This window comes from Kordiimonas sp. SCSIO 12603 (assembly GCF_024398035.1).
Taxonomy (GTDB): domain Bacteria; phylum Pseudomonadota; class Alphaproteobacteria; order Sphingomonadales; family Kordiimonadaceae; genus Kordiimonas.
Genome location: NZ_CP073748.1, coordinates 3,453,017 through 3,479,576, shown reverse-complemented (window position 1 = coordinate 3,479,576; position 26,560 = coordinate 3,453,017). Strand labels below are relative to the sequence as shown.

Below are 26,560 nucleotides of genomic sequence, written 5' to 3'. Positions count from 1 at the left end.
TTCTTCTTTTAAATTTAAAGAAGTGTAAGAATGTTTAGTGCTGCTAAAACCATCAGCACAACGCTGGAGAGCATGAAAGTAAGAAACCTCAGGGTTACTTTGTTCACCAACGTTTGCATAAAGGAATGTACAACACGCAAGCCGACATAAGCCCATGCCAGTTGCACCATGAAATCAGTTACGTTGCCTGCCAGATAGGTGTAGAAAACCAGTGCGAAGAACATGGTTGGCTGTTCATGTAGGTGGTTATAATTATCTGCGATACGGCGTACGTCCGCTGGTAATGTATTTAACGAACCTGGATGTGCAGCAGCCTGTGGGTCAATTTCAGCCTTTGCCATTGCAGGCAGGCGTGTAGCGTACATCCATCCCCACATTACGAGTGACCATGATACCAAGGCGAGGATTGGTAATAGTATTTCTTTTTCCATTTCTTACTCCCCTGAACGGAAATTATTATTGCTCCCAAATAAAACAGTAGCGTGTTTTGTTTATAAGGCTAACAATAATGTGAGGTACTTGGGGAATAGGCTAACATTGGATTAGCGTGCCTAATTGATGCCATTTTGTCGCCTTAGCGACAATGGGGAAGTGGAATTTATAAGGGTTGGATTATGTACAAAGCAGTGGGAGCTGCGCTTTTTGGCGTATTGTGTTTTGGGGGCAATGCGGGTGCTCAAGACCTGTTTGAAATAAAACAACTAGATGCTGGGCATCCGGTTGAAACTATGGAAAAAATCCATTTTGGTAGCCAAGGGAAAGCTGCTCTTCTTGCAGCAGGCCGAGATCAAGATGGTGCTAAGCATTTCTCGATATTTGATGTGGCAGGCGGTAATGAAGCTATACTGCATTTCACTATGCCTGAAGATATGTTGTTTTTTGATACTGCCAAACTGGACGGCAAAGCCACAAGTGTGATGTTTCTATCAAGTGAAGGTGTTTCGCATTTTAATACTGAAAGCGGCCAAATAGAGCTTTTGGTGCCAGTACAAAGTATTTTTAGGCAATCGTTTAATCCAAGACTTAATAAGGCTGATTTCTCGAAAGATTTGAACGGCGACGGTTTGGCAGATGTTTTATTGCCTGATTTTGATGGATATCGTTTACTCCTTGGGAAAGAAGGTGGTGGTTTTGAGCCTGAACAGCTTTTGAATATGCAGGTTGAAATGCGTTTGGGCGCCGGCACACCTCGCTATAGTACCTTTCCCTACTATCAGTTTGATGCGAATTTCGATGATAGAGATGACATAGTGTTCCATCAGGATCACAGCTTTATTGTTTTTCCTCAAGAGGCAGACGGTAGCTTTGAAAGCGAGCCGGTGATCATACCGTTTGAACTACCAGTGACGGGAAATTCATACAAAGAACAGGTGCGTGCTGACGAGCGCTACGCTGATCAGACTAATCTGGAAAACAGTACGTTCCGGGAAATAGATGATATTAATGGTGACGGTATTATTGATATTGTGACCACGACAGATATAGCGAAGGGCGTGTTTAACCGTACATTGGAATTTCATTATTATTACGGCAAAGATGAAGGTGGAAAGCTTACATTCAGTGGTGAAGCTGATACTGACATCGTGATGAAAGGATTTTCTACCCGGAACGAACATATTGATTTCGGGACTGACGGTAAAAAAGATTTTGTGGCGGGTGCAGCCAATCTGGGGATTGGGAAGATAATTGGTATTTTCTTGTCTGGATCGACCAGCGTAGATGTAAATTTCTATGAGCAAGGTGATAACGGAAGATATACCGAGAAGCCCACATACAAAAAGAAGGTAAGTGTTGCCTTTAACCTTTCAAGCGGCCAATCCAGCATCCCTGTTGTAGAGATGGGGGACTTTAATGGCGACGGTTCTAAGGATCTGGTGGTAAGTAAGAAGGAAAAAGAACTACAGTTCTTTATGGCAACCCCTGACAGCAAAAACATGTTTGCGCGTAAGGCTGTTAAGGTCAAAGTGCCGCTGCCGAAAAATGGTGAATTTGTGGATGCTTTGGATCTCAATGAAGATGGTAAAGATGATCTCGCCTTTTATTTTAACCGTCTGAACGGCAATGCCGATAAGGTAAATCGTATCACGCTGATGATGGCAAAATAAAAGCTACTGTTTAGGGCACAAGGTTTATTGTGCCCTATATTCCCAGTGAAATATGACTAGCGATTTTTCGCTTTTGCTTGCAGCATTTTCCAACCTTGATAGCGTATTAAGATTGCTAGAATGCACATCAGAGGCAACCAGCTTGTACTAAAACTTGTGAACGCCTCTGGCCCTTTGCTTGATGTTGCGAGGAAAATGAACCAAATATAGTAGCTGCCGATTTTATGGAGCATTTTCCATTTGCGTGCACCCAATTTTCTTACAGCTGTATTGTTCGAGGTAATGGTCATCAAAAACAGGAATAGATAAGCAAGCGCTCCGATGCTGAGAGTAGAAGCTTCTCTTGTTTCTTCGGTGAAGGCCAAATTCGATAGTACAAATCCTAAATGTACAAAGTGGATAAGCGCGAAGTTAAGCCCCAGGTACCGACGGTTTTTCATAGCCCATCTGGAATAGGCACTTGGTCGCATAACGTGTAGGGCTGATGTTGTGAATGCGAGAAAGAAAAAGATAAACGCCAGATGGGCAGTGGGCTTCATAACTAGATCAAGCGCCTCGATGTAACTGCCAGCCATTTGGATACTGAAAACTGTGAAAACCACAAGCAGTAATGCAGTGATCAGTAACAGATGTTTCCCTTGAAATCTTTTAAGCATAAATTTGACCCTTGTATTTTCCCCTAGCTGATGAATAGTTCCATAGAAATTGAAAAAAACAAAATGCAGGTGAGGGGAACGTTATGAAATTGGTGCTTAAACCAATTCCCAAAGAAGATTATGCGAGATTCCATGAACTGGTAAATGACTTTGATGTCGCACGTATGACAGCGACCATTCCGTTTCCAGTAACTTATGAATTTGTTGAAAAACGCCTTGATGATCGACGTGAATTAGAAGCTAAAGATGGCTCTATCGTAGAACGCGGAATATACAATGATCAGGGAGAGCTTATTGGGAATGCCGGGCATTTTCCACATGAAAGCGGTGGTCGGGAAATTGGTTATTTTATTGGCCGAGATTTTTGGGGCAAAGGATATGCAACAGAAGCTGGTAAGGCGCTAATCAACCTCGTACGAGAACAAGGGCATGCAGGGATCATCTACGGTACTGTAGCCAAGGATAATCCAGCTTCGATGCGTGTGCTTGAAAAACTAGGTTTTATCCAAGTGGGTGAAGGAAGCGGAACAAGCGCTGCTCGCCCGGGTGAAATAACAAAACATAATAAATACGAATTGGCGCCCTGATTTTATATGAATGTTTCTATCAGAAATATGGTTGGGGCTGATATTGAACCACTTGCAAAATTCCATACAGATGAAGAAGCTGCTTGGCTCTCGGGTGGCGGTGCTATCTCTAGTGATACAGCAACTCACGTTGCCCGCTTTGCTCGGCTTTTAGATGATGAAAGCGGTGCGTTATTACTGCGGACTATCATTGTGGATGGTGAAGTTGCTGGATATATCGCAACTTTCGTGCGCGAGAATGCAAGAGAGATAAGTTACTGGCTGGGAAGGCAGTTTTGGGGCAAAGGGATCGCTACTCATGCTCTAAAAGATTTTTTGCTCCAAGTGAAAGAAATATTTCCTGATCAATCCATTTATGCACGTGTGGTTGAAGGCAATATTGGCTCCGCTAAAGTTCTTGAGAAAACAGGCTTCAGAGGTTTGAGAGAAGAGCAATTCTTTTCTGAAGCTCGACAAGGTGAAGTTTCTGAGACCCTTTATATACTGAAGTAAAAGCCGGGCATTGCCCGGCTTACATCGTTAGAAAGCAAGTTGCCAACCCAATGTGATAGTTAAGTCGGTTTCCATCTGCGGGCCATTAAGGTCTTGCAAAATTGGAGTGCCAACTTCAAGTGCAAGGCGATTACCTTTCAGGCCACCTTCGGTGAAGAGATAGTTGATGCCTGCAAATAACTCAATTTTCTCACCACCGTGGAAAGCTGTCTGGGCTGTTTGTACAGGCCCTGCAATGGAAGGATCACGGCCATTAATATCGCCTTGCGTCGTGAATTTGGCGCGGCCGGATACCGAAATATTATCACTAAAGCCATATGCGAGCCATGAGGTGGCTTCAAATTTGTCTCCAAGTGTGTAGCCTTCTGCATTATCATCCAGGCGAATAGTAGCTCGCGCCTGCGCACCCCAGTTAATATCGCCTTGATGGCCTACATAAGTGATACCCGGTTCCAGATCCCAAGTGCCGGATCCCAATTGCATTGGATAAGGAAGGCGCACAGTAGGCGTTCCGCCCATTGGGGTTAGAATATCATCTGTTTCTGTATTTGAGCCCGTTGGTAAGCTGATACCGGCATTCAAATAAAGCTTATGTGTACCGCTGTCGTGAAGGCGAATAAGTGCACCTAACTTTGTATCGCCAAAGCCTGAGGATTTTGTGTTGAACTCACCAAGTCTGTTGGTACCCATACCACCCTGAAATGTTACATGATCCATGGTGTTGGCATTGTACATGCCCATTGCCATCAGGGTTATGTTGTCGGTCGGCGCGTACATGGCACCAATCATGACCATATGCATATCCATCTGGGTGGGTACAATACGAAGGGTGGGTGGCTGCCCAGGGGCACCAGCAAAGCTGTTCGGAACGGTGGTTACAATCTGTTCTGGTGTTACGCTGTTGGTGCCAATACGGTTGCCGCTCATATCCATATACATATAGCGGGCGCTGAGCATAAACTCCCCTTTCTTGTGCAAATGATCCCCCATTACGCCAATAGGTGCATGATCATAAGCGCGTGGTGCTTGGTGAGTGTCGTGTGCGAAAACAGGCATACTGCATATAAGTGCAGACGCCGCCAATAAGGTGCGTTTCATCCGGTAATTCCTCTGCGGATAAATGGTAGTAGTATGGTTTGTTTAGGGAAGAGGAGCTACAGGCTTGGCGGTCCGCGCGCAGTGGCACGAAGAATGCGGAGCATACTGAGGGTAGCTGCATGCTCTGCCGCATTGGAAGCGGGACCAAAATCCGAGGGTAGAAACTCTAGATCAGCAAGCTGGATAGGGGCGTCTAGAGCAGAATATGGACATTTCATCCTGTCCATTTGATCCATGGTTTCATCGTCATGATCAAAATGAACAGGTAACCATGGCAGTTCGCCAGCGGAGGCACAAATACGTACAAGGCTCTCGCCGTTCAGGAAAGAACCGATATCAAGCATCATACCATCTGTAACTGAAGCTCGTGCAGAGAAAGATACAAACAGGACGGCCAGTAGTATTTTATGTGCAGTGTACCGCATATGGGCGGTTATGTAGCACGCATGCCCATGAAGATCACCGACAATAGAAAGAGTGCGACACTTTTACATGGAAATGCTGGAAGAATCCGATGAGGCCTGAGAGAGGGGGGCCTCATGTGTGGGGCAGACTCTTCCAGCAGAGGGCTCTCAGTTAGCAGAATTGAACTGAGAGTTGAGGACTTTTATGCAGCAAAGCCGCCATTAATAGCTTCGAGTTTGTGTCCGAATGGATCTAGAATGAATGTTGTATACACATCTGGAATTGGATAAGCGGGGCGCGGGCCTGGTTCCCCTGCACAGGTGCCACCATTTTCCATGGCGAACTTGTGGAAAGCATCTACCGCCTCTTTGGTGTCTGCTTTAAAGCAAATATGGGTACCATTGCCAACGGAAGCTGCACCACCATCGTTGGGGCGGATTAGAATAAATTCTATACGGTTACGGCCATAGGCGGCTAGCGCTTCATTGCTGACCATGCATGTGTAACCAAGTGTTTCAAGCAGACCATTATAAAATGACATAGCGTTTTCGACATTATCTACGCCGAGGCTGAGGTGATCAATCATACTTAATAGCTTTCCTAAGATTTCAAGGGAGATGGGCAGAGCAGGCTCTGCCCGGGTGAACTGGGCTTAAAGATCAGTGGCAGCTGTGTGCTTGATCTTTTTCCAGTTAGCTTTCGCTTTACGAAGCGTACCTTTTTCGTCTTGTAGGAAAGCTTGTAGGATATCGTCGCTCAGGAATAGGTATAGTTTACCGTCGCGAACAGCTGCGTAACGTGGGTTGCCGTCAAATTTCTTACCAACAGAAACACCAAATGTGCAGAAACCACCATTTTGCGGTACAAAGCGATCAGGGTTTGCTTCAAATGTTTTCTTATTGTCTTCAGAAGCGAAGTAATATGCCACGCCATCATGAACAGATGTGTATTTAGCCACGCCGTCAATACGGTTACCAAGGCCAATGAAGGCTACTGTATCAACACCGTGTGCGCCAAGTGGTGCGCCTGCTGCTGTTAGGCCGGGAACAGTGTTGTGCTCATCATCAGCTAGAACCGCAGGCGTTGCAGCAATAGAAGCAGCGATAAGAATAGAACCAATCTTCACGAATTTAGACATTGTTTTTCCTTTCCGAAATATGTGTTGCCATGTCTGATTTCGGAAATAGGAAAATGTAGATGATTGATCAATATATATGCAGTTATTCCGGATTTAATGCAAAATCAATGGGACGATTTGCATATTTATGCATGTTTTCGGTATTCTGTAGGAGATACCCCAAAGCGCCCGCTAAAGGCACGAGTAAAGGCTGCCGGTGATTGATATCCGGTTTTTTCTGCAATGGCCTGCACGCTAGTGCGGCTGCTTTCCAGCATGGCAAGTGCCTTCTGTAAACGCCAGTCACTAAGATAGCCCATCGGGCCTGTTCCAACCATCTCACTGAACCGTTCAGAGAAACGACTGCGAGACATGCCAGCTTCTTGCGCAAGCTTTTCCACGCTCCATGCGGCTTCTGGTGTCGTGTGGATAAGCTGTAGGGCGCGGCCAATGTGTTTGTCATTGAGTGCGATTAGAATGTTCTGCAGATCACCCTGTTTATTAATGGCTGATCGGAGAAGTTCAATAAATACGATTTCTGATAATCGGGTAACAGATGCTTCGGCACCTAGTTGGTTTGAGAACATGCGCTGTGCGACAAGCCTGAGCATTTCATCAAGCCAAGGTTCTTTGAGCCGTTCTACCATTGTTGTTACCAGATAGTCAGGCAGGGCTTTGATAATGGGGTGGTCTGCTTTTTCCCGGAAGGTGAAATGGCCACATACCATTTGGGTCGAGGCGAATTCATCTTTGTTTCCTACAACTAAAACACCTTCGTTTTTATAGCCAACGTTTTCAAGAACCTGCTCTAGAGGCGGGGCATTTCTTCCAGCTCTGTCTGAAAGGATATGCTTACGGCCACGGGGAATAAGAACAATATCGCCGGGAGTGAGGGTAACATCTTTGCCGTCAGAAAATGTGATGTTGCATGACCCTTGGATAACCAGATGGAAACGTGCCGCTTGCTCGTAATCAGGGACTGTCACAGCCCAAGGGCCAGAAAAGTCCGTCCTGAAATAAAGTGCGCCTCTTAAATCCAGCGTATTTAAAATATCGTCTAATACATCCATTGCAGATCATCCTGTTTACCGGCCCATAATTGTATGACCAGCATAGGAATAACTGTCTATTCAAAGGATCGTGAGAACAGGAGCTGCTTCTCCCCATTGGGAAGAGAGGTGGGTAGGAAGAAGCAGCGAGAGTAGTAGTTTTAACTAGGAATGAGCTAGCGTGCTGTTTCCTTTTGGCCGATCGCCAGCTTCTAAACTGTTTGCAAAATAATGATTTCGGTCTCTATGTCCTGCTTCATCATCACGAACGGCGATTACCACATCACGCAGTGTGGCATCTTCTGCAAGGTTCCAGTAATCGATAGCGATTTGGGGTGCTTCGGTGTTTGCGTGGCGTCCGGCATCAATTTCTTCAAGATATTGGCTATAGCTTACAACCGCTTCTTCTTCGAAGTAGCCAACAACCCGGTGCGCTGTTTTTGCAGAGAACAGATAGAGAAAGAAATAGACATTATAGAAAATAAGTTGAGTGATCATAATTACGGCACGTTCAAACCATGTAGGTTTGGCTACTTCGATAAATGTCATCAAATGCATGCGCTCATTCTCTGCCTCATCAAGCAGTTCACGAATCCAGCCCTGATCATCTCGAATGTGCCTTAGGCACTTAAGGTGCTGCAACAGGCCAGCGACCATACCGGGAACAGCTGCTACAGTTTCCAGTACCACAGCACGGTGGCCATATCGTTTCGCGAAAAAACTATCCGCTACAAAGCGCAGGGCTTTAACAAAGCCGTAAGCAAAATGATCTGTGAACCCTTTAGGTTCATGATGAAGGATTTCGGCTCCTTGTGGAGCTTGTGAATGAGCCATAAGAACCTCCTCACATAGGTGTGGGCTACAGGTTCTATATTGGGTGGGATTGATTAAATTTTCATTAGACAGACTGTCACATGTGACAGTTTGGCAGAGGAACTTGTTCCCCTGCGCTTGTTCTATGAATAAGATTAGCTGTGGTTATTATACGCCAGTTGAACCTGTTCAAAACGCTTCTTGCTGCTTGCTATTTGCACGCATTTGGTTTCGCGTCTACAGAGCCTCTCAATGATAGTTTCTATGTTTTTAAACTGTTCAGGTAGTGCTTCAAGGTCACCGCTCCGTAAATCGAGAAGCGCTAGCTCGATACGGGAATCAATGTTCGTTCGGTTCAAACGAAGGGATTTTTGGAAAGATTTACGTGCCTCTTCAAGTTTATTCTGCTGAAGTTCTGTTACACCTTGAACAAAATAGAGCTGCGAGGAGGTTACGCGTAGAGCGCCCGCCGGAGCCTGCGAAAATACACTCAGAGCTTTTGCACGTGATCCAGCAGTATAGGCCTGATTTTCGCCTTCCCAGTCATCTGGAAGATTCAATGTGGCGCGTGTTATTTGCCCACCATTTCCTAATGCTTCAAAGGCTTGGCGACCCTGGATTTGTTTTTCAAACGCTATAAATTGCTGTGTCGCCAGTATAGAAAACTGTTTTTCCGCTTTGGGATAATCGCCTTCATGATAAGCGCTGAAAGCTTCCCGAAGTGAGCCGCGTAGTGTTTTCTCAAGCTGTTTCGCGTTGATTTCGATTTCTTCATCGGGCTGAACTGGTAGAGGGTTGCCTTTTTCAGTATATGCGAGTGATGAAGCTGAAACGATGAGTTGAAGGCCTAGTAGTGTTTTTAAAAGCATATGTATTCCCCAATTTCCTGAGAAGAATGTATACGTATTACGTGATGAAGTACAACTTTTGATGGCTGTTATCTCATCACATTTTTGATATTACTGCTCATAAGCAGGGAATGCAGGCAGGCTGTTAAAATGCTTCATCTCATGCTGGATGATGATGCGTGCACCTTTTTCCCTGGCGTATGCCTCAAAAGCGCTCTGTGAAATAGAGGTCGCTTCTTTATTAAAATTGAAAGAGGGAACAGCTTTTTTCTCTCGGCCTTCTGCATGGGTGTAAAGATCACCGGAGAAGAGATAACCACCAGTTTCCTGAAGGTTTACGTAAAGCACAGAGTGTCCGACTGTGTGACCGGGCATATATTTTACCACCACAGTGCCGTCGCCAAACACGTCATGTTCAGTATCAAATTGGATGGTCTTTGTATTCTCAAGTGCACCCCACACTTTATAAGCTTCAGGCTGGGCTTTCATCTCGTCGGAGAACATAAAAGCATGTTCGCGGTTGTTGATCACAAGTGTTGAACTGGTGAAAAGTGCGGCATTCCCTGAATGGTCCGGATGCCAGTGGCTAAGACCCAGATATTCTACATCGTCTGTGCTCATGCCAAGATCAGCAAGCTGGTCTGTAAGGCTGCGTTCCATACGGAGAATACCGTAGCCAGCGTTCATACCATCTTGATGTTCACTCAGTGACTGTTCAAGACCAGTGTCCCAAAGGAAATCCCCTTTAGGATGACGGATCAGAAAGCATGGGTCTGCGAGCGTAACGCTTTGTCCGTTAAAGTGACCTTCGCTTGAAAAGGCACCAATATCGAACATTTCGATGGTGCCGCAATCAAGCGCATATAATTTGATTGTGTCTGTTTCTTCAGCTTGTGCTGATAGTGTTATTGCTAGTGCTGCCGTTAGTGTTTTTAACGTATTTTTCATTCAGTTATTTTTTCCATATTTTTGAATATTCGCCGGGGATGCCAAGGCTGTCCCACATAGCGTCAACTTTGTTCACTACATCGTCTTCCATATAAATCTCGGTGCCCCATTCGCGGTGGGTTTCATTGCCTACCTTGTTGGTGGCATCCATGCCGAGCTTACCGCCAAGCCCGCTTTCAGGGCTTGCGAAATCAAGATAGTCGATAGGTGTGTTTTCAATGGTGACAATATCCCGGACCGGGTCCATCCGGGTACTCATAGCCCAGATTACATCTTTCCAATCACGACAATCGATATCATCATCCACAACGATTACGAATTTGGTGTAAACGAACTGGCGCAAGTATGACCAAACGCCTGTCATCACCCGTTTGGCGTGGCCTGCATAAGCTTTTTTGATACTGACAACAGCCACACGGTAGCTACAGCCTTCTGGAGGAAGCCAGAAATCAACAATCTCTGGGAACTGCTGCTGCAGCAGGGGAATAAACACCTCATTAAGTGCTTCGCCTAAGATTGCAGGCTCATCAGGTGGGCGGCCAGTGTAGGTGCTCAGGTAAATTGGGTCTTTCCGCATAGTAATGGCGGTGATGTGGAATTCTGGGAATTTCTCCACACTGTTATAATACCCTGTGTGGTCCCCGTATGGTCCTTCATCACCATAATCATCAAGGCTTACATACCCTTCAATCACGATCTCAGCGGTGGCAGGCACTTGCAGTGGCACAGTTTTACAGTCTACGAGCGGTACCTTCTTCCCGCGCAGCAGGCCGGCAAACTGGTATTCTGAAAGCGTATCGGGCACTGGCGTTACTGCGGCTAGAATAGTACCAGGATCAGCACCAATAACGGCAGCTGCAGGAACAGGTTCGCGCTTCTGTTCTTTCCAGCGGGCATATTGCTGTGCACCGCCACGGTGCTTCAACCAGCGCATCAGAGTTTTATCTTTACCCAAACGCTGCATCCGGTAGATGCCCAGGTTATATTTATCTTCCGCTTTATCAGAAGGCCCTTTGGTTACAACCAGCGGCCAAGTGATAAGAGGTGCCGGTTCATCCGGCCAACAGGTCTGGATCGGTAGTTTGAACAGATCAATATCATCCCCTGTCAGCACTACTTCCTGTACCGGGGCTTTTTTAACCTTCTTTGGCTTCATAGCCAGCACTTGTTTGGCAAGCGGCAAGAGCTCAAGCGCATCCTTCACACCGCGTGGTGGCTCCGGCTGCCTGAGGAACGCTAGTGTTTCCCCCACTTCACGCAGTTCGTGTGGTTCACGGTTCATGCCCCATGCCACGCGCTCCACTGTTCCGAACAGGTTTACGAGCACGGGCATATCTGATTTTTCGCCGTTCTCATTTACCACATTTTCAAACAGGATCGCGGGCCCGCCAGCATGCAGGACACGGGTTTGAATTTCAGTCATTTCAAGGTGAGTGGATACTTGCTCAGTGACCCGAACAAGTCTGCCTTCGGCCTCTAGCCGATCGATAAAATCGCGAAGTGAATCATAAGCCATGACCACGCTTATAATAAAGCTTGCGTGAGGATGCTATGGGATAATTGCAATAAGTGTATTTCTGGCGTAATTCCCTTAATAAGTGCATGGATTAGAGGGGAAGTTACTGTGGGCACACCAATTATAAGGGAAGGTGGCTATTTTATCCGGGCAGGCCGTAAGGCTAAAGGCTACCGTGTAGATGAAGAAACTTATAAGAAATTTGAGGCGTTGCGGCTTATACAGGCGTTTCTATTTGTTTCAATCATACTGGTAATTATGTTCTCCAAGGGATTCATACCCATGGCATTTTATTCTTCATTAAATGCCGTTTTTCAGGCTGGGTTGATGGTGGTGATTGTACTTTTTGCTGGCTATGTGTTGTTTAACATAAACTGGTATTTTGAAGGTGTGTTTGTTCGGAAAATGAAAACAGTGGACGAGGGTGTACCTTTTATACAGCGTAGGTATGAGAATACGCATCGTTACTGGCCAGTTAAATGGTCTTTTTGGATATTTTTGTTCCTATCATTTATGAATTTATACATTTTTTGGGATTCAGGTTTTGATAGTCAGAGTTTGTTTATTGCTTTGATCTTGATGTTGAGTACAGCAGAATATGGTTACTACCATTTTTTCCATAAAGCGGATAAGAAAGAAGACTGAAAGTTAAAACAGCGTGGTGATTCAGTGATGCCTCGGCGAGAGAAGAAAAGCGAAAGCCTTGAAATAAGGCTGGAATACTCGAAGAAAACCAGCTTTATGGAAGCGTGTAAGGCACGCGGCCAAACAGCAAGTGATGTGCTGCGCGGTTCAATTGAGGAATATATCACTGGCCCTGAGAACCGTTTTCCAGTTTCTACAAAATCTCTGAGTATTGCAGCGCTACTGGCTGCTGGGATTTCTTTAGCAGCGTTTTATGAACAGCCTGCAAGTGAACCAGCGCAGATGCTTCTTTCTGCACTTGATACCAATGCTGATGCGTATCTCACTGCAACAGATGCCAGAGATGAAAGCCGTAAGGCGCTCTTTATGCTCCTTGAAAATGCTGATCAAAACGTGAATGGGCGAGTAACCGCACAGGAGCTTGATACACTCAATCTCAAGAGCATCCGTTTGGAAGATAGTTCTGGTGAGATGAAACCTGTATTCCTGAATTTAGAGAGGAAGGACTTCTCTGAGGACAGGATTGTAGAAGAGCTTGCCAAAGCAGGTATGCCTGAGAAAGCTCGTGAAACCCTGTCCCGAAAATTAGTGGCTATGGTTGCTGAGGATTAACTCGCGTAATAGTCTTTCATCCATGTGTGCCAATCGGCTTCCAATTCGGTAACGCTTGTTGGAATGTTATGCTGTTTTCCATTTTTTGCGAGCCAGCTTACCATCGAATGACCACTAGAAATATGGCTGGCAATCTCATGGAAAATCGCAGGATTGCCAGATTTATCTATAAGGTAATCCGCAAATCCTCTTGATTGTGCATAAAAATCAGCTGGGTTTCTGGCGTTTTCGCCTAAATCAAAATCATCTAGGTTTTTAATCATAATGGTGGAACTTCCCTTTGGTTCTGATGCTTGCTCCCGTATTTTGGTTACCTGTCTGAAAAGAGGGTGTTCCATCTGGAGGTATTCTTCAAGTGGCCAGAAGGCATCAAAGTTCCCCGATGCGGCAAGTTTCTTAAGAGCTTTTAAGCGGCCTTTTGTAACAGCTTCATTTTCTGCGAGAACGGCTGAAAGCTCGTCTAGCCAGTCGGGAGCATCACTGCCGTATTGTGGTTCACCATCTGGTTCCGAATCTGGATAATAGGCATGATGAAACCACATATGAGCCAGTTCATGAGCGAGTACACCTTTTTCCAGTTCACCAGACTGAACGGCACCTTGCTTTTGCAGCTTTTCAACTTGTTCTGCAACGATGGTATCCACTGTGGCATCAGGTAGTGAAGGTTGTTGGGCTTTTATTTGTTTCCTAATATTACCAGCTACCAATTTTGATTTTTGATCTGGTGTGAGCCAAGGCATAATGGTTGTGTAACCATTTTCTTTAAGTGCGCCTTTAAAGGTATCCGGCGCAGAACCACCGAGTGTCAACGCAGTTAAACCCGGTTTTTTTCCAAAGTGTTTCTCAAAAATCTTCGCGGCATTTTGCATGATGGGCAGATAAGTTTCTGCGCCGTCTTCTTTGCTTGCCACCAAACCTGAGTCTGAATATGAGCATTTGTATGTGTCGTCGCAGACTTTAGGCGGTTCAGCGTAGGCCGAGGTTGTGAGTGCTAGAAGTGAGATAAATGTTGTTTTGAAAATCATGGTTTCCTCCTGTCATGTCCGACAGAAAGAAATTCAAATTTCCCGGTGAGAGCCAGCAATTAACTGTCCGGGCATGGCGTGGTTCTTTAAAAAGAATGCCCGGACAGTTAATCCCTTTAAAAACAATCGGTTGTAGATGCTATTTCGCAGCAGCATTCGATGTTTTCATAGGTTCTGCTGGAGTTATTTCTTCCGCAGGGGATGTTTCGTCCTGCAATATCGGCCAAAGAAGCTGCGCTTTGGCACTCATGGGGGCAAGGTTTTCAACACCATATTCTATTGGATATGTTCGTGTGATTTTCGCGGTGCCGAAAAGAATATCCCAGAAAAACAGCAGGTTCCCAAAATTACCTTTATAGTTGGTTGCGGGGTCATCTGCATATTTTCCGTGATGGGCAGCATGTGTAGCGGGTGTGGATATAGTGCGTTCAAGAACCCAGTAAATTGGTGAAAGCCAAGCATGTTCAATGAAAGGCTTATCCCAGCGTACGTTTGAATGTGCGCCGAAGATGACCGACATTTTCAGCACTACATAATAGATATAAATATCTCCGAGCCCCAGATAGATGAGCACGCCAGAAATCCACAAAGATGGCATTAGGCTGTAGTAAAGAATGTTGTTTCGGTAGACGATACGTATACTCATATAGTTGCCGTTGTGGTGCGCGCGATGCAGCCCATAAAGGAACGGAAAAGTGTGGGAAGCGCGGTGCCACCAATATTGCATCATATCATCGCCGATCAGCAGAATTAGTATTTTGAAGCCGATGGTTAGTTCAGCCAGCGAACCAGCATAGGTTGGAGCAACTTGTTCTGCCAGATACATAGCGGATATGAGAATGAAAGGCTGGGTTACACCTGTCAGCATCAAAGTGCTGATGATTTCCACCCATTTATCGCCTTTGTCTTCATGTGGTTGGCTGAAAAAACGTGAAGATATAATTTCTGCCAAGGCGAAGCCCAAGAATATCAACGGTATAATCAGTTTGTAGTCCATTCATCCCTCCCACGGTGAATGACAAGCTTATCAAAAGCTGATAGTTTGAAATGCAAACTAGTTATCATTTGGTGGAAGAGATGAGTTATATCCCGAGCCTGGGTGTTCCAAGCCTTTACAGTTCTCTACCGAATTTGTTGCGGCAGAAGCTGGATATGCTTGGAAGTGTTACCCATTATGTGCCGGATCAACATATTCAGAGCAGGGGCGATGAAACTGAAGCTTTTTCCGTTATTACGAAAGGCAGTGTTTGCTTTGGAAAAATGGATGTGGAAGGTAAGTTCCTTGTAAGTGCCGTCCTTAAAGCGGGGCAGTGCTATGGGGAGTTTCCTCTACTTGCAGGCCTGCCGCGTACACATGATGGTATCACGGTTGGTGAAACATCTATTCGCCATATCTCTCGAACAGCTTTTGAAGGCCTTCTGAATGAAGAACCTGAACTTTCGGTTCTGATGTTAAAATCTGTAACCGAACAGCTCCATAATGCTCTGGAATGGATTGATGATCTCCGCCGCTATCCCCTTAAATATCGGCTGGGGAAAGCGCTTCTCCAAATGATGAAACACCATGAAAACTCTTATCTCAACATCAACCAGCACGAACTGGCAGACATGCTGGGAGTAAGCAGAGTAGCCATCGGGAAAGAATTGAAGGATTATAAAGCCCGGGGATTTCTCGCTATTCACTATGGCGCGGTTGAAATCACAGCACCTGTAGCCTTTGTTAGATGGGTGGATAGTTTCCTTCAGCTAGATCCGGTGATGCCGCGACAGACCTAGACACCATGTCACATGGTGGAATGTGATCAAATGTCCTAACCTTAGGCTAATTAGCTGAAAGGTGATGCTATGACAGTATCCTATAACGGCCCGGCTATTTTTGCGGGTTCATTCCGAGTTTTCTTTTTCTCCGCGGCGCTCTGGGCGATTGTATCACTTGGGTTGTGGATAATGTATCTGGCTGCAGGGATGGAACTGGTTGGTGATGTAACCAGCTGGCATGCTCATGAACTTATCTATGGTTATGGTGGAGCTGTGGTTGCCGGGTTTGCTTTCACGGCTATTCCTAATTGGACAGGGCGAACACCTCTTCGCGGCGGAACTTTAGCACTGATGTTTGGTTTTTGGGCTGTTGCCCGGCTTGCAGCTGCACTAATGTTATTTGATATTCAAACTATGAATATAGCGTCTCTTTCTGAGATCCTGTTTTTCACCATGTTTGTTGGGCTTGCGGCGCGTGAGGTGATCGCTGGTGGTAATAAACGGAATTTCAAAATCATCGCTGTGTTTGTTTTGTTTTTTCTATCTGCGTTGGTTGCCAACCTGAATAGATTGGAATTGCTGGAAGTACCTTTCCTGCCGTGGCAAACCGGGCTTGCAATTCTATTGCTGCTTATCTGCATTATCGGTGGCCGGATTATTCCGGCTTTTACCGCTAATTGGCTTAAGAAAAAGCTGGTTGAGGATGGTATAACAAACATGGACGACCAGCTGCCAATTATGTTCGATAAGTTCGATGTGGTAGTGATCCTGTTTACGGTCCTTACCTTTGTTTTATTTATCGCAGGTTATAGCGATTTTACCTTATTTGCTTCGGTCGCCGCGATGGTGTTGCATGTGATTAGGCTTATGCGCTGGAAGGGTATGAAAACCTTCAGTAGTCCTATCGTACTTGTACTTCACATATCCTATTTGTGGGTGCCTATTGGTTTTGCCCTGCTGGTGCTTTCAGGGGTGGGTCTGATTGATGAAACAACAGCCCTTCACGCCTGGACCATTGGTGCAATGGGAAGTACGACCCTTGCGGTGATGACACGAGCAACACTTGGACATGCAAATTTACCGCTTACGGATAGCGCTGTTTTGACGGCTATTTACACAGCGGTCAATTTAGCGGCTGCCCTCCGCATTATGGCAGCTTTTATGTATGATCATTACGATATGTTGATCAGGGCATCTGGTGGTATGTGGCTTCTGGCATTTGGGTTGTTTGTGCTTAAGTTTGGGCCAATTCACTTCGCTAGCTCCAAGTCATAAAGCACTGATAATCTCAGATGGTATTTGGCCGCCAACCCAGTAGCAAAGCTCAGCCGGCGTTTCGATATCAAATAGAAGGATATCTGCCCGTTTGCCTGCTTCCAGCGTGCCTCGATCATCCTGCAGGCCCAGTGCTTTAGCTGCATTTCTGGTAACGCCTGCAATTGCCTCTTCAGGCGTTAAGCCGAAGAGTGTGCACCCCATATGAAGCATAAGTTGAAGCGACTGTACGGGGGAACTGCCAGGATTGGCATCTGTTGCCAGCGCCATATCAACGCCTGCTTGTCGCATCATCTCAACAGGCGGACGTTTAGTTTCTGAAAGTGTATAATACGCGCCGGGAAGTAGAACTGCCACGGTACCTGCTTCCGCCATGGCAGTAACACTTTCAGCGCTTGCGTACTCCAGATGGTCAGCTGATAGCGCATTGAATTCTGCAGCCAGTTTACCACCGGATAGGTCGGAGAGCTGGTCAGCGTGGAGTTTGACGGGAATGCCGAACCGTTCAGCTGTTTCAAATACGCGCTTGGTTTGCTCATATGAAAAACCAATGCCTTCGCAGAAAGCATCAACCGCATCGACGATTCCCACTTTTGCAAGGGCGGGCAGCATCATTTCACAGATGTGGTCGATATAGCCTTCTTTATCGCCAGCAAATTCTGGCGGCAGGGCGTGGGCACCAAGGAAGGTAGTTTTTACATCTATGCCAGCTTCTTTGCCCGCGGCCTTAGCTGCTCGCAGCATTTTCTTTTCATCATCATAGGTAAGGCCATAACCGGATTTAATCTCGGCTGTCGTAACGCCTTCAGCTTTCAGCTTTAGCAGACGTTTTGTGGCACTTTCTGTTAGTTCATCCAAGCTTGCCGAACGTGTTGCATTCACCGTGGACAGAATGCCACCACCCGCGCGTGCGATTTCTTCATAGGATGCACCGTTCAGGCGTTTTTCAAACTCAATGGCGCGGTTACCGCCAAAAACGATATGGGTGTGAGGATCAATAAAGCCGGGCAGGGCAAGCATATTGCCACAATCTTTGGTTTCGTCTGTGTCGGCGGAAGGTAATTCAGATTCTGGGCCTATATAGGCGAGTCGTCCATCTTTCACGCCGATAGCGCCGTGTTCAATCATGCCGTAGGGCATGTTTCCCTTTACCATGGTTGCAATGCGAACATTCCGGTAAAGTGTTTCAAAACCAGCCATATTGCCTTCCTCCCCAGTTATTTCGCTTTTTATACCACAGCTTTTTGTTGACACATAATCTAACTTGTATGAACTTGTATATACAAGTGGAGATGAAGATGCAAAAACTCTATTTCAAAGAAGGCCTTTTAGGCGGTGATTGGGCGCTTAATATCTGCGTGGAAGTGGCAAGTGATGGTGTGATCGCTGCGATACACTCTGGTGTGGATATCCCAGTACAAGTCGAAGTGCACGATACGGTTCTGCCATCTATGCCAAATCTGCACAGTCATGCTTTCCAGCGTGCGTTCGCAGGCCTTGCGGAATATAGAGAAGCAGGGCAATCAGATTTCTGGAGCTGGCGTAATGCCATGTATCATTTCGCTGCACAGATGAACCCTGATGCGCTTAAAGTTATCGCCAGTGCTCTTTATGTTGAAATGCTGAAAGCTGGTTATACCGCTGTTGGTGAATTTCATTACCTCCATAACAGTCATACAGATCAAGCATTGGCGATGAGTGAGACTATACTTTCAGCTGCAGAAGATAGCGGGATTGCACTCACCCACCTTCCCGTTCTTTACCAGGCTTCTGATTTTGGCGGTAAGCCAGCGAGCGATGGGCAGAAACCCTTCCTCCACTGCAACAAAGAATTTGAACGTCTCCTTCAGGTGCTGAAGCCACGCATCAACGGTAGGCATCAGCTTGGTATGGCTTTCCACAGCCTTCGTGCAGTGCCTGAGGAAAATTTCGCGGGTGCGGTAGATGCTATTGAAAACATTAACCTGAAGGCACCTATCCATATCCATATTGCTGAGCAAATGAAAGAAGTGGAAGCATCTGTCGCACATTCTGGTAAACGGCCAGTTGAGTGGCTTTTGGAAAACCAGAATGTAGATGAACGCTGGTGTCTGGTACACGCTACTCACGTGCAGGAGCATGAGTGGAAAGCGATTGCCAAAAGCGGTGCTGTAGTTGGCTTGTGCCCTGCAACCGAAGCAAACCTTGGGGACGGATTATTCCCCGTACCTGAATACATCCAAATGGGGGGCGGCTTTGGTATCGGGTCAGATAGTCATATCAGCGTAGATGCTCGAGAAGAACTACGTTTGCTTGAATATGGGCAACGTCTCGCGCGGCAAAAACGTACTGTGCTGACCTATGAAGGGGGTGGCCATACAGGTGAATATCTGTGGCGTGAAGCAGCAAAAGGTGGCGCTCAGGCGCTAGCGCAGCCTATTGGTGAAATCGCAGTTGGTAAGCGTGCTGATCTCTTGGTGATCAACCGGGATAATCCGATGATGACAGGCTCTTTTTATGGGCAGGTCATGGATAGCTTTATCTTCTCGGGCCAGCCAAACCCGATTTCCGATGTGATGGTGGCAGGTGAATGGGTCGTACGCGGTGGTAAGCATAAATATGAAGAAGACATCTTCGGTGCTTACAAAGAAACTGTGCGCGAAATTGCTATGGCGATGGAGGCGTAATCATGAATGCACCTCTTACCCGCTATGAAGTTGTAAAACATCATGTGCTTTCCGCTATTGAAAGCGGTGATTATGAAGCTGGTGATAAACTACCAAGCGAAAATGAATTGGTTCGGGAACTTAGCGTTTCAAGGATGACAGTGAACCGTGCGCTCCGTGAACTAACTGACGAAGGGCATATTATCCGCAGGGCCGGTATGGGCAGTTTTGTGGCAGGCCGACGCATGCGCGGACAGGCCGCGGATATTGAAAGCATCCGTGATGAACTTGCTTCTCGTGGTGAAGTTTGGTCTGCAACAGTTTTGAGCCAGAATAGTGTGAAAGCGTCTGAGGCATTTGCTGGAGAATTTGGCGCAGATAGCGGTACTGAATTGTTCCATTTGTTGATTGTTCATAAAGGTGACGGACAACCTATTGAACTTGAAGAACGCTGGGTGAACCCCGATATCGCGCCAGATTTATTGCTTGAAGATTTTTCTGAGACGACACCGACAGATTATTTGCTTTCCGTCGCACCGCTTTTGCGGGCCGAACATGTGGTGCGGGCCGTTGCCCCCACGGCGAGGGAAGCTGAACTCCTAGAAATTGATGAAGGTACTCCGTGCCTTGAAATTAACCGCCGGACATGGACTGGTGAGCGTGTAGCAAGCTTTGCACGCCTTCTTTACCCCGGTGATCGATACGAATTAAGCGCGCGTTTTTCAAACGTTGGCGCATCTGCAAATACATAAAAATAAAAGGGATACAAAGATGAAAAATCGTCCTGATATTCATGCGCCAACGGGTGCTGAGCTCACATGTAAAAGCTGGGCCACAGAAGCACCAATGCGGATGATGATGAACAACCTCGATCCTGCGGTTGCGGAAAACCCGGATGAGCTTGTTGTTTATGGTGGTATTGGTCGTGCGGCCCGTAACTGGGAGTGTTTTGATACCATCGTTGAAACACTGAAGGGCATGGAAGAATATGAAACTCTGCTTGTTCAGTCAGGCAAACCGGTAGGTGTGTTTCGCACCCATGAAGATGCGCCGCGCGTTCTTATCGCCAACTCAAACCTTGTGCCGGCTTGGGCGAACTGGGAACATTTTAATGAGCTCGATAAACAAGGTCTGATGATGTACGGCCAGATGACTGCGGGTTCATGGATTTACATTGGCTCACAAGGCATTGTTCAGGGCACTTATGAGACATTTGTTGAAATGGGTCGTCAGCACTTTGGTGGTGATCTTACAGGTAAGTGGATTCTCACTGCTGGCCTTGGTGGTATGGGCGGGGCACAAACACTTGCAGCTACTATGGCGGGCGCGTCATGTATGGCGATTGAGTGTCAGGAAAGCCGGATCGATTTCCGCTTGAATACTGGCTATCTGGATGCACGTGCAGATACTGTTGAAGAAGCACTTGAGATGATTGAAAAGTCTCACGCAGATGGTAAGGCGATCTCCGTTGGTGTGCTTGGAAATGCAGCTGAAATTCTGCCGCAGATGGTTGAAAAAGGCATTCGTCCAGATGCTGTAACAGACCAAACCTCAGCCCATGATCCGGTAAATGGTTATCTACCAATTGGCTGGACAGTGGACGAATGGATTTCAAAGCGCGAAACAGCCCCTGAGGAAGTATCAGCAGCTTCAAAACCGTCTATGGCAAAGCATGTTGAGGCAATGCTTGCATTCCATGATATGGGCATCCCAACAGTGGATTACGGTAATAATATCCGCCAGGTTGCCTTTGATGAAGGTGTTGAAAACGCGTTTGATTTCCCGGGGTTTGTGCCAGCGTATATTCGTCCGCTTTTCTGCCAAGGTATTGGTCCATTCCGCTGGGCCGCACTTTCTGGGGACCCGGAAGATATTTATAAAACCGACCAGAAGGTGAAAGAACTTATCCCTGATAATCCACACCTTCATAATTGGCTTGATATGGCGCGTGAACGTATTCAGTTCCAAGGTTTGCCAGCGCGTATTTGTTGGGTTGGCCTCGGTGACAGGCACCGCCTCGCGCTTGCGTTCAATGAAATGGTGAAAAACGGAGAACTAAAGGCCCCTGTGGTGATTGGTCGTGACCATTTGGATAGTGGTTCTGTTGCTAGCCCAAACCGTGAAACTGAAGCAATGATGGACGGCTCCGACGCCGTATCAGATTGGCCGCTTCTTAATGCGCTTCTTAACACAGCATCAGGCGCAACATGGGTAAGTCTTCACCATGGTGGTGGTGTTGGCATGGGTTACAGTCAGCATTCAGGTGTCGTGATCCTGTGTGACGGTACAGAGGAAGCAGCCAAGCGTGTAGAGCGTGTGCTGTGGAATGATCCGGCAACGGGTGTAATGCGACATGCAGATGCGGGCTATGATATCGCGAAAGATTGTGCACGCGATAAAGGCCTCAACCTGCCAATGCTTGATAAGTAAGGAGTTCTCTAAGTGTCTGACCATAAAATGATTAGAAAAGCGGGTAGCCTTAGCCTTAAAGATCTTCGGCATATCTATGAAAACCCGATTGAGTTTGAGCTGGACCGTAGTGATTTTGAAAATATTGACCGGGCCCGCCAAACGGTAACTGATTTGGTTGATCGCGGTGATACAGCATATGGTATCAACACAGGTTTTGGTTTGCTGGCAAATACGCGCATTGCTTCTGAAGATGTAGAGCAACTTCAGGAAAATCTTGTACTCTCACACGCAACAGGTGTGGGTGAACCACTCGCTGATGGTGTTGTACGCCTGATCCTTGCGATGAAAGCAACCAGCCTTGCACAAGGCTATTCCGGTATTCGCCAGAGTGTAATTGATGCGCTGATCGCCCTTCTGAATGCAGAACTTTACCCGATTATTCCTGCAAAAGGCTCTGTTGGAGCATCTGGTGATTTGGCACCACTTGCTCATATGTCAGCGGTTCTGCTGGGTGTTGGTAAGGTCCGATCTGGTGGTGAAGTAATCCCCGCCAAGGAAGCGCTATCTCGTATTGGACTAAAGCCTATGTCGCTCGCGGCTAAAGAGGGCTTGGCGCTTCTCAATGGTACACAGGTTTCAACAGCGCTCGCGCTTTCAGGCTTGTTTGAGATTGAGAATGTGTTTGCGGCGGCGATGGTAGCTGGTGCTATGTCTGTAGATGCCATGAAAGGTTCGATGGTACCTTTTGATCCGCGTATTCATGCAGTGCGCAGGCAGCAGGGGCAGATTGATACGGCAGCTATGTATCGCAGCTTGATTTCAGGCAGTGAGATTAACCAATCCCACCACGACTGTGAAAAGGTGCAGGACCCATATAGCCTCCGTTGCCAACCACAGGTTATGGGCGCAGCACTAGGTGTAATGCGTCAGGCGGCTGATACTCTGTTTACCGAAGCAAATGCTGTAACGGATAACCCGCTTATTTTCCCGGATGAAGGTGATATTCTTTCTGGTGGTAATTTTCATGCGGAACCTGTTGCGATGGCAGCAGATATGCTTGCACTTGTAGCGTGCGAAATCGCTTCTATTTCTGAACGCCGCACCAGCTTGCTTGTAGACCCGAATATGTCTGGCTTGCCAGCGTTCCTTGTGGAAGATGGTGGGTTGAACAGTGGTTTCATGATTGCCCAGGTAACGACAGCAGCGCTTGTGAGTGAGAATAAAACACTGGCACATCCTGCGAGTGTGGACAGTATCCCGACATCGGCGGGGCAGGAAGACCATGTTTCCATGGCTACATTTGCTGGTCGCAGATTGCATGACATTGCTTTCAACAGTGGTACGGTGATTGCGATTGAGCTGATCGGTGCGGCACAAGGCATTGATTTTCACAGGCCTCACACATCAAGCGATGTACTTGAAGAGGTGCATGCGAATATCCGCAAATCTGTGGATGTTTATGAGCGTGATCGTTATTTCGCGCCCGATATTGAAGCAATCCGTGAAATGGTTGCTGCTGGCTCCTTGAACTCCTATGTTGAGAGCTTATTGCCTTCAACGCATATGGGGAGCGAAGCTCTGTGAGCGACATCTTTAATCTTGTGAGGGGGAATAGCCCCCTCCTTGTTTCCATGCCGCATAGTGGTGAAAGTCTTGGTCCGTATACGGAGCGTATGACAGATGCTGCACATAAGCTTACAGATACGGATTGGCATTTGCCGAAACTCTATGCATTCCTCGCTGACATGGATGTAACAGTTATTGCTGCTAACCATTCCCGTTATGTGATTGACTTGAACAGAGACCCATCTGGGAAAAGTCTGTATCCGGGCCAGAATGTCACTGAGCTTTGCCCGACAACTACGTTTCCTGAAGAACAGATTTATCTGGATGGGGAAAAACCATCTGATGAAGAATGTGCTGAGCGAGTGGAGACATATTGGAATCCCTATCATAGCCAAATTGAAGAAGAACTGGCTCGCCTGAAGGCTAAGCATGGTTATGCGCTGTTATGGGATGCGCATTCTATCGCTTCTGAAGTGCCTCGTTTCTTTGAAGGTAAGCTGCCAGACTTTAATCTAGGGACCAACAGTGGTGCGAGCTGTGACGCCCAGCTTGGTGAAGAACTTCTGAAGATTGCGGAGCGGTTTGAAAACTATACTGCGGTCTTAAATGGCAGGTTTAAGGGTGGTTTTATCACTAGGAAGTATGGTCAACCTGAAAAGGGAATTCATGCTGTGCAGTTGGAGCTTTCGCAGATCACCTATATGGATGAACAGTATCCATTTTCTTATCTGAACGATAAAGCTTTTGCTGTGCAACCTTGTATTGAAGATCTTATAAAAACTATGCTCAGGTTTAAGCCCTAGATTATATCCATCGTCTTACTTGCGTTTTATATTTTAGGTATTCATCGCCAAAAAGCTGTTCTAAAGCGGCTTCCTCTTTCTCAATAAAAAGTGTGCGAATGATTATTGGGAAGGCCAGTATGAAAATAGCAGGGCTATAGGCGTTGGTTGCTAGCCAAAATCCGCATAAAGCACAAAACATAGCCAAGTATATCGGATTTCGGCTGTAGGCGAATGGTCCGCTTTTTATAAGGGCGCTGGCTTCGCCATTTGGATGTATAGTCGTTTTAGCTTTCTTAAACTCAGTTGCAGACCTAAATATTATAAGTGCGGCAACCCCAACTAAATATCCCCCCAGATTGAAAGTGGCTGCGCTACCTGTTTCTAAATAACCAAGAACTACAATGGATATAGCCGACCCCAAAAAAATATGGGGTGGTAGTAGGCGTGTATCTCGGTTTTTGAAATTAGACATGAAGTAAGGCCTCGGTTTCCAGAGTGAAGAAATTCCAATATGTGAATATTGGCTTTGAACACTGAGTTTATCCAGAGTTTTATATATTAGGGTATATTTTGTTAACGTTCAGGTGGTATTATGCGTTAGATGTAGAGCGTTATCTGTAAGTTACGATTGGGGTGACTAACGTGTTTAAACGCACACCAAAAAGTATGTTCCTTGAACGTATCTGGCGTGATCTCCCTAGAGAGAACAGGCGTGATATGCCATTTCGTAATGCGTTAAAGGCGAACCGTATTCCAGACCTGATCCCAGATCTGTCTGTGGCGAAACTTCTCGATGATAGTGTGCAAGTTATCATGGCTGGAACAAACGTAACTGCGCGGTTGGAAGCAGAAACCGCGGGCAAAGATTATATGCAATTTGTATCCGCGGCACAGCGTCAGGATGTTTTAACAACATTGCAGCTGGTGTGTGGCATGCCCGTAGGCGCTTGCCTTCAGATACGTAGTTCCTATCACAGAGGGTATGATCAAACTGTAGAAGTAACTATTCTGCCGCTTGCTGGATTACAATTTCCCGATGTTTATGTAATGGCCCTTTCTGTTCCTATTGACGGTAGCAGGGATATGCAAGGTGGTGTTAGAGGTGCTCCAGTAGCAGCTGATTGGAGCGGTCCTGTACAGTGGATGGATTTAGGAAGGGGAGTGCCACAACTTGATAGCGGCACCCAAACCGATAGCGCTTACTCTTTAGATATCTCCAAAATGTTTTAGAGCGGAGCGGGCTATTTCTGCCCCCCATTCTTGCACGAAATGCCCACCATCAGCAATTTCCATTGGTGATGGACAGCCCTTGATTTGTTCATTTAGCCACTGCATGGCGAGTGGCCCAAGAACCGGATCTTGCATGCCGATAGCCATGAAACTCTTACCTTTCCATTTTTCCTGCCAGAACTTGAGTGCTTTTTTTGAAGTATTCACACCTTCCATAGCTGGGTCTGTCATTACTAACTGAGGAAAACGTCTAACACCTGCTTTGTAACTACCATCAGGGAAAGGTGCATCATAAGCGGAAACTTCTTCATCTGTAAGGATGGGGGTTGAACGTTTCATAAGGCCGCCGACAGGGAAATCTGGGGTGTTGGCTACATAATCCCGCCACGCATTGAAACCATCACCAGCAGGCCTTCCGACAGCAATTGTTGTATTCATAACAATCAAACGATTAAAGCGATCCGGCATTTCAAAGGGAAGTGTAAGCCCAAGCAGGCCGCCCCAGTCTTGGCATACGAGAGTTATGTTTTTTAGGTCCAGTTTTTCAATGAATGCTAGCAGATAATTGCGGTGAAAATGAAAAGTGTAGTCTGCGTCATCAACAGGTTTATCTGATCGGCCAAAGCCGAAGAAATCTGGGGCAACTACCCGAGCACCACTATCTAGAAATTCAGGGATCATTTTTCGGTATAGATACGACCAACTTGGTTCGCCGTGGAGGCAAAGGAAAGTATGTTTTGCATCTTTCGGGCCTTCATCTACATAGTGAGCGCGGAGAGTTTCATAACCTTTTAGATCATCAAGATAATTGGGGGAATAAGGCCAGTCTTTTAGATTCTCGAATCTGTCATCGTTCGTGCGAAGTGCCTTCATTTTATGCTCCCCTTGAAAGAAATTTTTCTCCGTATCCTTAGGGATATAGGGGGATTGCGAGATATGACGAATTTTTTTCAAACTGATCGTTGACAGAGAG

General features: G+C 46.4%; 29 protein-coding genes. 13 read left to right on the top strand and 16 right to left on the bottom strand.

Annotated features, from left to right (window positions below):
* Positions 1-14: 14 nt before the first annotated feature.
* On the bottom strand, positions 15-431 hold the full coding sequence (locus KFE96_RS16280) for an MAPEG family protein (RefSeq protein ID WP_255833596.1): 417 nt from the start codon (positions 429-431) through the stop codon (positions 15-17).
* A gap of 183 nt (positions 432-614) precedes the next feature.
* On the opposite strand from KFE96_RS16280, the gene KFE96_RS16275 reads away from it, so the two are divergent.
* Entirely contained in the window at positions 615-2,105 is a 1,491-nt protein-coding gene (locus tag KFE96_RS16275) for a hypothetical protein (protein ID WP_255833595.1), read from the top strand.
* A gap of 56 nt (positions 2,106-2,161) precedes the next feature.
* Here KFE96_RS16275 and KFE96_RS16270 read toward each other — a convergent pair whose 3' ends face one another.
* On the bottom strand, positions 2,162-2,761 hold the full coding sequence (locus KFE96_RS16270; RefSeq protein WP_255833594.1) for a hypothetical protein: 600 nt from the start codon (positions 2,759-2,761) through the stop codon (positions 2,162-2,164).
* Positions 2,762-2,844: 83 nt separating this feature from the next.
* On the opposite strand from KFE96_RS16270, the gene KFE96_RS16265 reads away from it, so the two are divergent.
* Together KFE96_RS16265 and KFE96_RS16260 are read left to right on the top strand one after the other, a co-directional pair.
* A complete protein-coding gene (locus tag KFE96_RS16265; RefSeq protein WP_255833593.1) occupies positions 2,845-3,348 on the top strand; it encodes a GNAT family N-acetyltransferase in 504 nt (167 codons plus the stop codon).
* 6 nt (positions 3,349-3,354) lie between these two features.
* Positions 3,355-3,840 (top strand): GNAT family N-acetyltransferase, encoded by a 486-nt coding sequence (locus KFE96_RS16260; RefSeq protein ID WP_255833592.1) that lies wholly within the window; start codon positions 3,355-3,357, stop codon positions 3,838-3,840.
* A 27-nt stretch (positions 3,841-3,867) separates the two neighbouring features.
* Here the strand turns inward: KFE96_RS16260 and KFE96_RS16255 are convergent, their stop codons facing one another.
* The 9 genes from KFE96_RS16255 to KFE96_RS16215 all read right to left on the bottom strand — a co-directional run bounded on the left by KFE96_RS16255 (position 3,868) and on the right by KFE96_RS16215 (position 11,634).
* Positions 3,868-4,938 carry a transporter gene (locus tag KFE96_RS16255; protein WP_255833590.1) on the bottom strand — a complete coding sequence of 357 codons (1,071 nt, stop codon included), beginning with the start codon at positions 4,936-4,938 and terminating at the stop codon, positions 3,868-3,870.
* Positions 4,939-4,994: 56 nt separating this feature from the next.
* On the bottom strand, positions 4,995-5,363 hold the full coding sequence (locus tag KFE96_RS16250) for a hypothetical protein (RefSeq protein WP_255833589.1): 369 nt from the start codon (positions 5,361-5,363) through the stop codon (positions 4,995-4,997).
* A gap of 182 nt (positions 5,364-5,545) precedes the next feature.
* Entirely contained in the window at positions 5,546-5,929 is a 384-nt protein-coding gene (locus KFE96_RS16245; RefSeq protein WP_255833588.1) for a VOC family protein, read from the bottom strand.
* A gap of 66 nt (positions 5,930-5,995) precedes the next feature.
* The gene (locus KFE96_RS16240; protein WP_247017030.1) at positions 5,996-6,481 is read right to left on the bottom strand and encodes a YHS domain-containing (seleno)protein; all 486 of its coding nucleotides are present in this window, start codon (positions 6,479-6,481) and stop codon (positions 5,996-5,998) included.
* Positions 6,482-6,606: 125 nt separating this feature from the next.
* Positions 6,607-7,530, bottom strand: coding sequence for an AraC family transcriptional regulator (locus KFE96_RS16235; RefSeq protein ID WP_247017028.1), 924 nt, complete (start codon positions 7,528-7,530; stop codon positions 6,607-6,609).
* A gap of 144 nt (positions 7,531-7,674) precedes the next feature.
* The gene (locus tag KFE96_RS16230) at positions 7,675-8,343 is read right to left on the bottom strand and encodes an alternative oxidase (RefSeq protein WP_255833586.1); all 669 of its coding nucleotides are present in this window, start codon (positions 8,341-8,343) and stop codon (positions 7,675-7,677) included.
* A gap of 134 nt (positions 8,344-8,477) precedes the next feature.
* Positions 8,478-9,191, bottom strand: a complete 714-nt coding sequence (locus KFE96_RS16225) for a tetratricopeptide repeat protein (protein WP_255833585.1) — start codon at positions 9,189-9,191, stop codon at positions 8,478-8,480.
* A 90-nt stretch (positions 9,192-9,281) separates the two neighbouring features.
* Positions 9,282-10,118: an N-acyl homoserine lactonase family protein gene (locus KFE96_RS16220; RefSeq protein WP_255833584.1), complete on the bottom strand. Its 837-nt coding sequence runs from the start codon at positions 10,116-10,118 to the stop codon at positions 9,282-9,284.
* Between the two features lie 4 nt (positions 10,119-10,122).
* Complete coding sequence (locus KFE96_RS16215; protein WP_247017020.1) at positions 10,123-11,634, bottom strand: UbiD family decarboxylase; 1,512 nt, start codon at positions 11,632-11,634, stop codon at positions 10,123-10,125.
* Between the two features lie 108 nt (positions 11,635-11,742).
* Here KFE96_RS16215 and KFE96_RS16210 point away from each other — a divergent pair, with 108 nt between their 5' ends.
* A complete protein-coding gene (locus KFE96_RS16210) occupies positions 11,743-12,279 on the top strand; it encodes a hypothetical protein (RefSeq protein ID WP_255833583.1) in 537 nt (178 codons plus the stop codon).
* 27 nt (positions 12,280-12,306) lie between these two features.
* Complete coding sequence (locus tag KFE96_RS16205; RefSeq protein ID WP_255833582.1) at positions 12,307-12,891, top strand: hypothetical protein; 585 nt, start codon at positions 12,307-12,309, stop codon at positions 12,889-12,891.
* Here KFE96_RS16205 and KFE96_RS16200 read toward each other — a convergent pair.
* Positions 12,888-13,916, bottom strand: coding sequence for a hypothetical protein (locus KFE96_RS16200; RefSeq protein ID WP_255833581.1), 1,029 nt, complete (start codon positions 13,914-13,916; stop codon positions 12,888-12,890). The two genes, KFE96_RS16205 and KFE96_RS16200, sit on opposite strands and share 4 nt — an antisense overlap.
* 139 nt (positions 13,917-14,055) lie before the next feature.
* Complete coding sequence (locus tag KFE96_RS16195) at positions 14,056-14,913, bottom strand: sterol desaturase family protein (RefSeq protein ID WP_255833580.1); 858 nt, start codon at positions 14,911-14,913, stop codon at positions 14,056-14,058.
* A gap of 80 nt (positions 14,914-14,993) precedes the next feature.
* Here KFE96_RS16195 and KFE96_RS16190 point away from each other — a divergent pair, with 80 nt between their 5' ends.
* Positions 14,994-15,692, top strand: a complete 699-nt coding sequence (locus KFE96_RS16190; RefSeq protein WP_255833579.1) for a Crp/Fnr family transcriptional regulator — start codon at positions 14,994-14,996, stop codon at positions 15,690-15,692.
* Between the two features lie 69 nt (positions 15,693-15,761).
* Positions 15,762-16,949, top strand: coding sequence for an NnrS family protein (locus tag KFE96_RS16185; RefSeq protein ID WP_255833578.1), 1,188 nt, complete (start codon positions 15,762-15,764; stop codon positions 16,947-16,949).
* Here the strand turns inward: KFE96_RS16185 and hutI are convergent.
* Positions 16,944-18,149, bottom strand: coding sequence for an imidazolonepropionase (hutI, locus tag KFE96_RS16180; protein WP_255833577.1), 1,206 nt, complete (start codon positions 18,147-18,149; stop codon positions 16,944-16,946). The genes KFE96_RS16185 and hutI overlap by 6 nt on opposite strands.
* Positions 18,150-18,247: 98 nt before the next feature.
* Between hutI and KFE96_RS16175 the strand changes: the two genes are divergently transcribed.
* From KFE96_RS16175 to hutG, 5 genes are read left to right on the top strand one after another with little or no spacing between them, the layout of a single operon-like run.
* On the top strand, positions 18,248-19,615 hold the full coding sequence (locus KFE96_RS16175) for a formimidoylglutamate deiminase (RefSeq protein WP_255833576.1): 1,368 nt from the start codon (positions 18,248-18,250) through the stop codon (positions 19,613-19,615).
* Positions 19,616-19,617: 2 nt separating this feature from the next.
* The gene (gene hutC / locus KFE96_RS16170) at positions 19,618-20,346 is read left to right on the top strand and encodes a histidine utilization repressor (RefSeq protein ID WP_255833575.1); all 729 of its coding nucleotides are present in this window, start codon (positions 19,618-19,620) and stop codon (positions 20,344-20,346) included.
* A gap of 19 nt (positions 20,347-20,365) precedes the next feature.
* A complete protein-coding gene (gene hutU / locus KFE96_RS16165; protein ID WP_370650523.1) occupies positions 20,366-22,024 on the top strand; it encodes a urocanate hydratase in 1,659 nt (552 codons plus the stop codon).
* A gap of 27 nt (positions 22,025-22,051) precedes the next feature.
* Positions 22,052-23,590, top strand: a complete 1,539-nt coding sequence (hutH, locus tag KFE96_RS16160; protein WP_370650601.1) for a histidine ammonia-lyase — start codon at positions 22,052-22,054, stop codon at positions 23,588-23,590.
* Entirely contained in the window at positions 23,587-24,375 is a 789-nt protein-coding gene (gene hutG / locus KFE96_RS16155) for an N-formylglutamate deformylase (protein ID WP_255833572.1), read from the top strand. The genes hutH and hutG overlap by 4 nt, the downstream gene beginning before the upstream one ends.
* A 1-nt stretch (position 24,376) precedes the next feature.
* Here hutG and KFE96_RS16150 read toward each other — a convergent pair whose 3' ends face one another.
* Positions 24,377-24,829 carry an isoprenylcysteine carboxylmethyltransferase family protein gene (locus tag KFE96_RS16150; RefSeq protein ID WP_255833571.1) on the bottom strand — a complete coding sequence of 151 codons (453 nt, stop codon included), beginning with the start codon at positions 24,827-24,829 and terminating at the stop codon, positions 24,377-24,379.
* Between the two features lie 170 nt (positions 24,830-24,999).
* On the opposite strand from KFE96_RS16150, the gene KFE96_RS16145 reads away from it, so the two are divergent.
* Positions 25,000-25,587 carry a PAS domain-containing protein gene (locus KFE96_RS16145; protein ID WP_255833570.1) on the top strand — a complete coding sequence of 196 codons (588 nt, stop codon included), beginning with the start codon at positions 25,000-25,002 and terminating at the stop codon, positions 25,585-25,587.
* On the opposite strand, the gene KFE96_RS16140 is transcribed toward KFE96_RS16145, so the two are convergent.
* Positions 25,564-26,460, bottom strand: coding sequence for a haloalkane dehalogenase (locus tag KFE96_RS16140; RefSeq protein ID WP_255833569.1), 897 nt, complete (start codon positions 26,458-26,460; stop codon positions 25,564-25,566). The two genes, KFE96_RS16145 and KFE96_RS16140, sit on opposite strands and share 24 nt — an antisense overlap.
* Positions 26,461-26,560: the final 100 nt, after the last annotated feature.

What these genes read in the sequence shown, in the direction of transcription:
- KFE96_RS16265 (WP_255833593.1), top strand. Translation starts at nt 2,845, where the DNA reads ATGAAATTGGTGCTTAAACCAATTCCCAAAGAAGATTATGCGAGATTC.
- hutI (WP_255833577.1), bottom strand. Translation starts at nt 18,149, where the DNA reads ATGGCTGGTTTTGAAACACTTTACCGGAATGTTCGCATTGCAACCATG.
- KFE96_RS16205 (WP_255833582.1), top strand. Translation starts at nt 12,307, where the DNA reads ATGCCTCGGCGAGAGAAGAAAAGCGAAAGCCTTGAAATAAGGCTGGAA.
- KFE96_RS16245 (WP_255833588.1), bottom strand. Translation starts at nt 5,929, where the DNA reads ATGATTGATCACCTCAGCCTCGGCGTAGATAATGTCGAAAACGCTATG.
- KFE96_RS16190 (WP_255833579.1), top strand. Translation starts at nt 14,994, where the DNA reads ATGAGTTATATCCCGAGCCTGGGTGTTCCAAGCCTTTACAGTTCTCTA.
- KFE96_RS16230 (WP_255833586.1), bottom strand. Translation starts at nt 8,343, where the DNA reads ATGGCTCATTCACAAGCTCCACAAGGAGCCGAAATCCTTCATCATGAA.
- KFE96_RS16150 (WP_255833571.1), bottom strand. Translation starts at nt 24,829, where the DNA reads ATGTCTAATTTCAAAAACCGAGATACACGCCTACTACCACCCCATATT.
- hutU (WP_370650523.1), top strand. Translation starts at nt 20,366, where the DNA reads ATGAAAAATCGTCCTGATATTCATGCGCCAACGGGTGCTGAGCTCACA.
- hutC (WP_255833575.1), top strand. Translation starts at nt 19,618, where the DNA reads ATGAATGCACCTCTTACCCGCTATGAAGTTGTAAAACATCATGTGCTT.
- KFE96_RS16215 (WP_247017020.1), bottom strand. Translation starts at nt 11,634, where the DNA reads ATGGCTTATGATTCACTTCGCGATTTTATCGATCGGCTAGAGGCCGAA.
- KFE96_RS16275 (WP_255833595.1), top strand. Translation starts at nt 615, where the DNA reads ATGTACAAAGCAGTGGGAGCTGCGCTTTTTGGCGTATTGTGTTTTGGG.
- KFE96_RS16225 (WP_255833585.1), bottom strand. Translation starts at nt 9,191, where the DNA reads ATGCTTTTAAAAACACTACTAGGCCTTCAACTCATCGTTTCAGCTTCA.
- KFE96_RS16240 (WP_247017030.1), bottom strand. Translation starts at nt 6,481, where the DNA reads ATGTCTAAATTCGTGAAGATTGGTTCTATTCTTATCGCTGCTTCTATT.
- KFE96_RS16235 (WP_247017028.1), bottom strand. Translation starts at nt 7,530, where the DNA reads ATGGATGTATTAGACGATATTTTAAATACGCTGGATTTAAGAGGCGCA.
- KFE96_RS16185 (WP_255833578.1), top strand. Translation starts at nt 15,762, where the DNA reads ATGACAGTATCCTATAACGGCCCGGCTATTTTTGCGGGTTCATTCCGA.
- KFE96_RS16195 (WP_255833580.1), bottom strand. Translation starts at nt 14,913, where the DNA reads ATGGACTACAAACTGATTATACCGTTGATATTCTTGGGCTTCGCCTTG.
- KFE96_RS16260 (WP_255833592.1), top strand. Translation starts at nt 3,355, where the DNA reads ATGAATGTTTCTATCAGAAATATGGTTGGGGCTGATATTGAACCACTT.
- KFE96_RS16220 (WP_255833584.1), bottom strand. Translation starts at nt 10,118, where the DNA reads ATGAAAAATACGTTAAAAACACTAACGGCAGCACTAGCAATAACACTA.
- KFE96_RS16250 (WP_255833589.1), bottom strand. Translation starts at nt 5,363, where the DNA reads ATGCGGTACACTGCACATAAAATACTACTGGCCGTCCTGTTTGTATCT.
- KFE96_RS16270 (WP_255833594.1), bottom strand. Translation starts at nt 2,761, where the DNA reads ATGCTTAAAAGATTTCAAGGGAAACATCTGTTACTGATCACTGCATTA.
- KFE96_RS16140 (WP_255833569.1), bottom strand. Translation starts at nt 26,460, where the DNA reads ATGAAGGCACTTCGCACGAACGATGACAGATTCGAGAATCTAAAAGAC.
- hutH (WP_370650601.1), top strand. Translation starts at nt 22,052, where the DNA reads ATGATTAGAAAAGCGGGTAGCCTTAGCCTTAAAGATCTTCGGCATATC.
- KFE96_RS16280 (WP_255833596.1), bottom strand. Translation starts at nt 431, where the DNA reads ATGGAAAAAGAAATACTATTACCAATCCTCGCCTTGGTATCATGGTCA.
- KFE96_RS16200 (WP_255833581.1), bottom strand. Translation starts at nt 13,916, where the DNA reads ATGATTTTCAAAACAACATTTATCTCACTTCTAGCACTCACAACCTCG.
- KFE96_RS16175 (WP_255833576.1), top strand. Translation starts at nt 18,248, where the DNA reads ATGCAAAAACTCTATTTCAAAGAAGGCCTTTTAGGCGGTGATTGGGCG.
- KFE96_RS16255 (WP_255833590.1), bottom strand. Translation starts at nt 4,938, where the DNA reads ATGAAACGCACCTTATTGGCGGCGTCTGCACTTATATGCAGTATGCCT.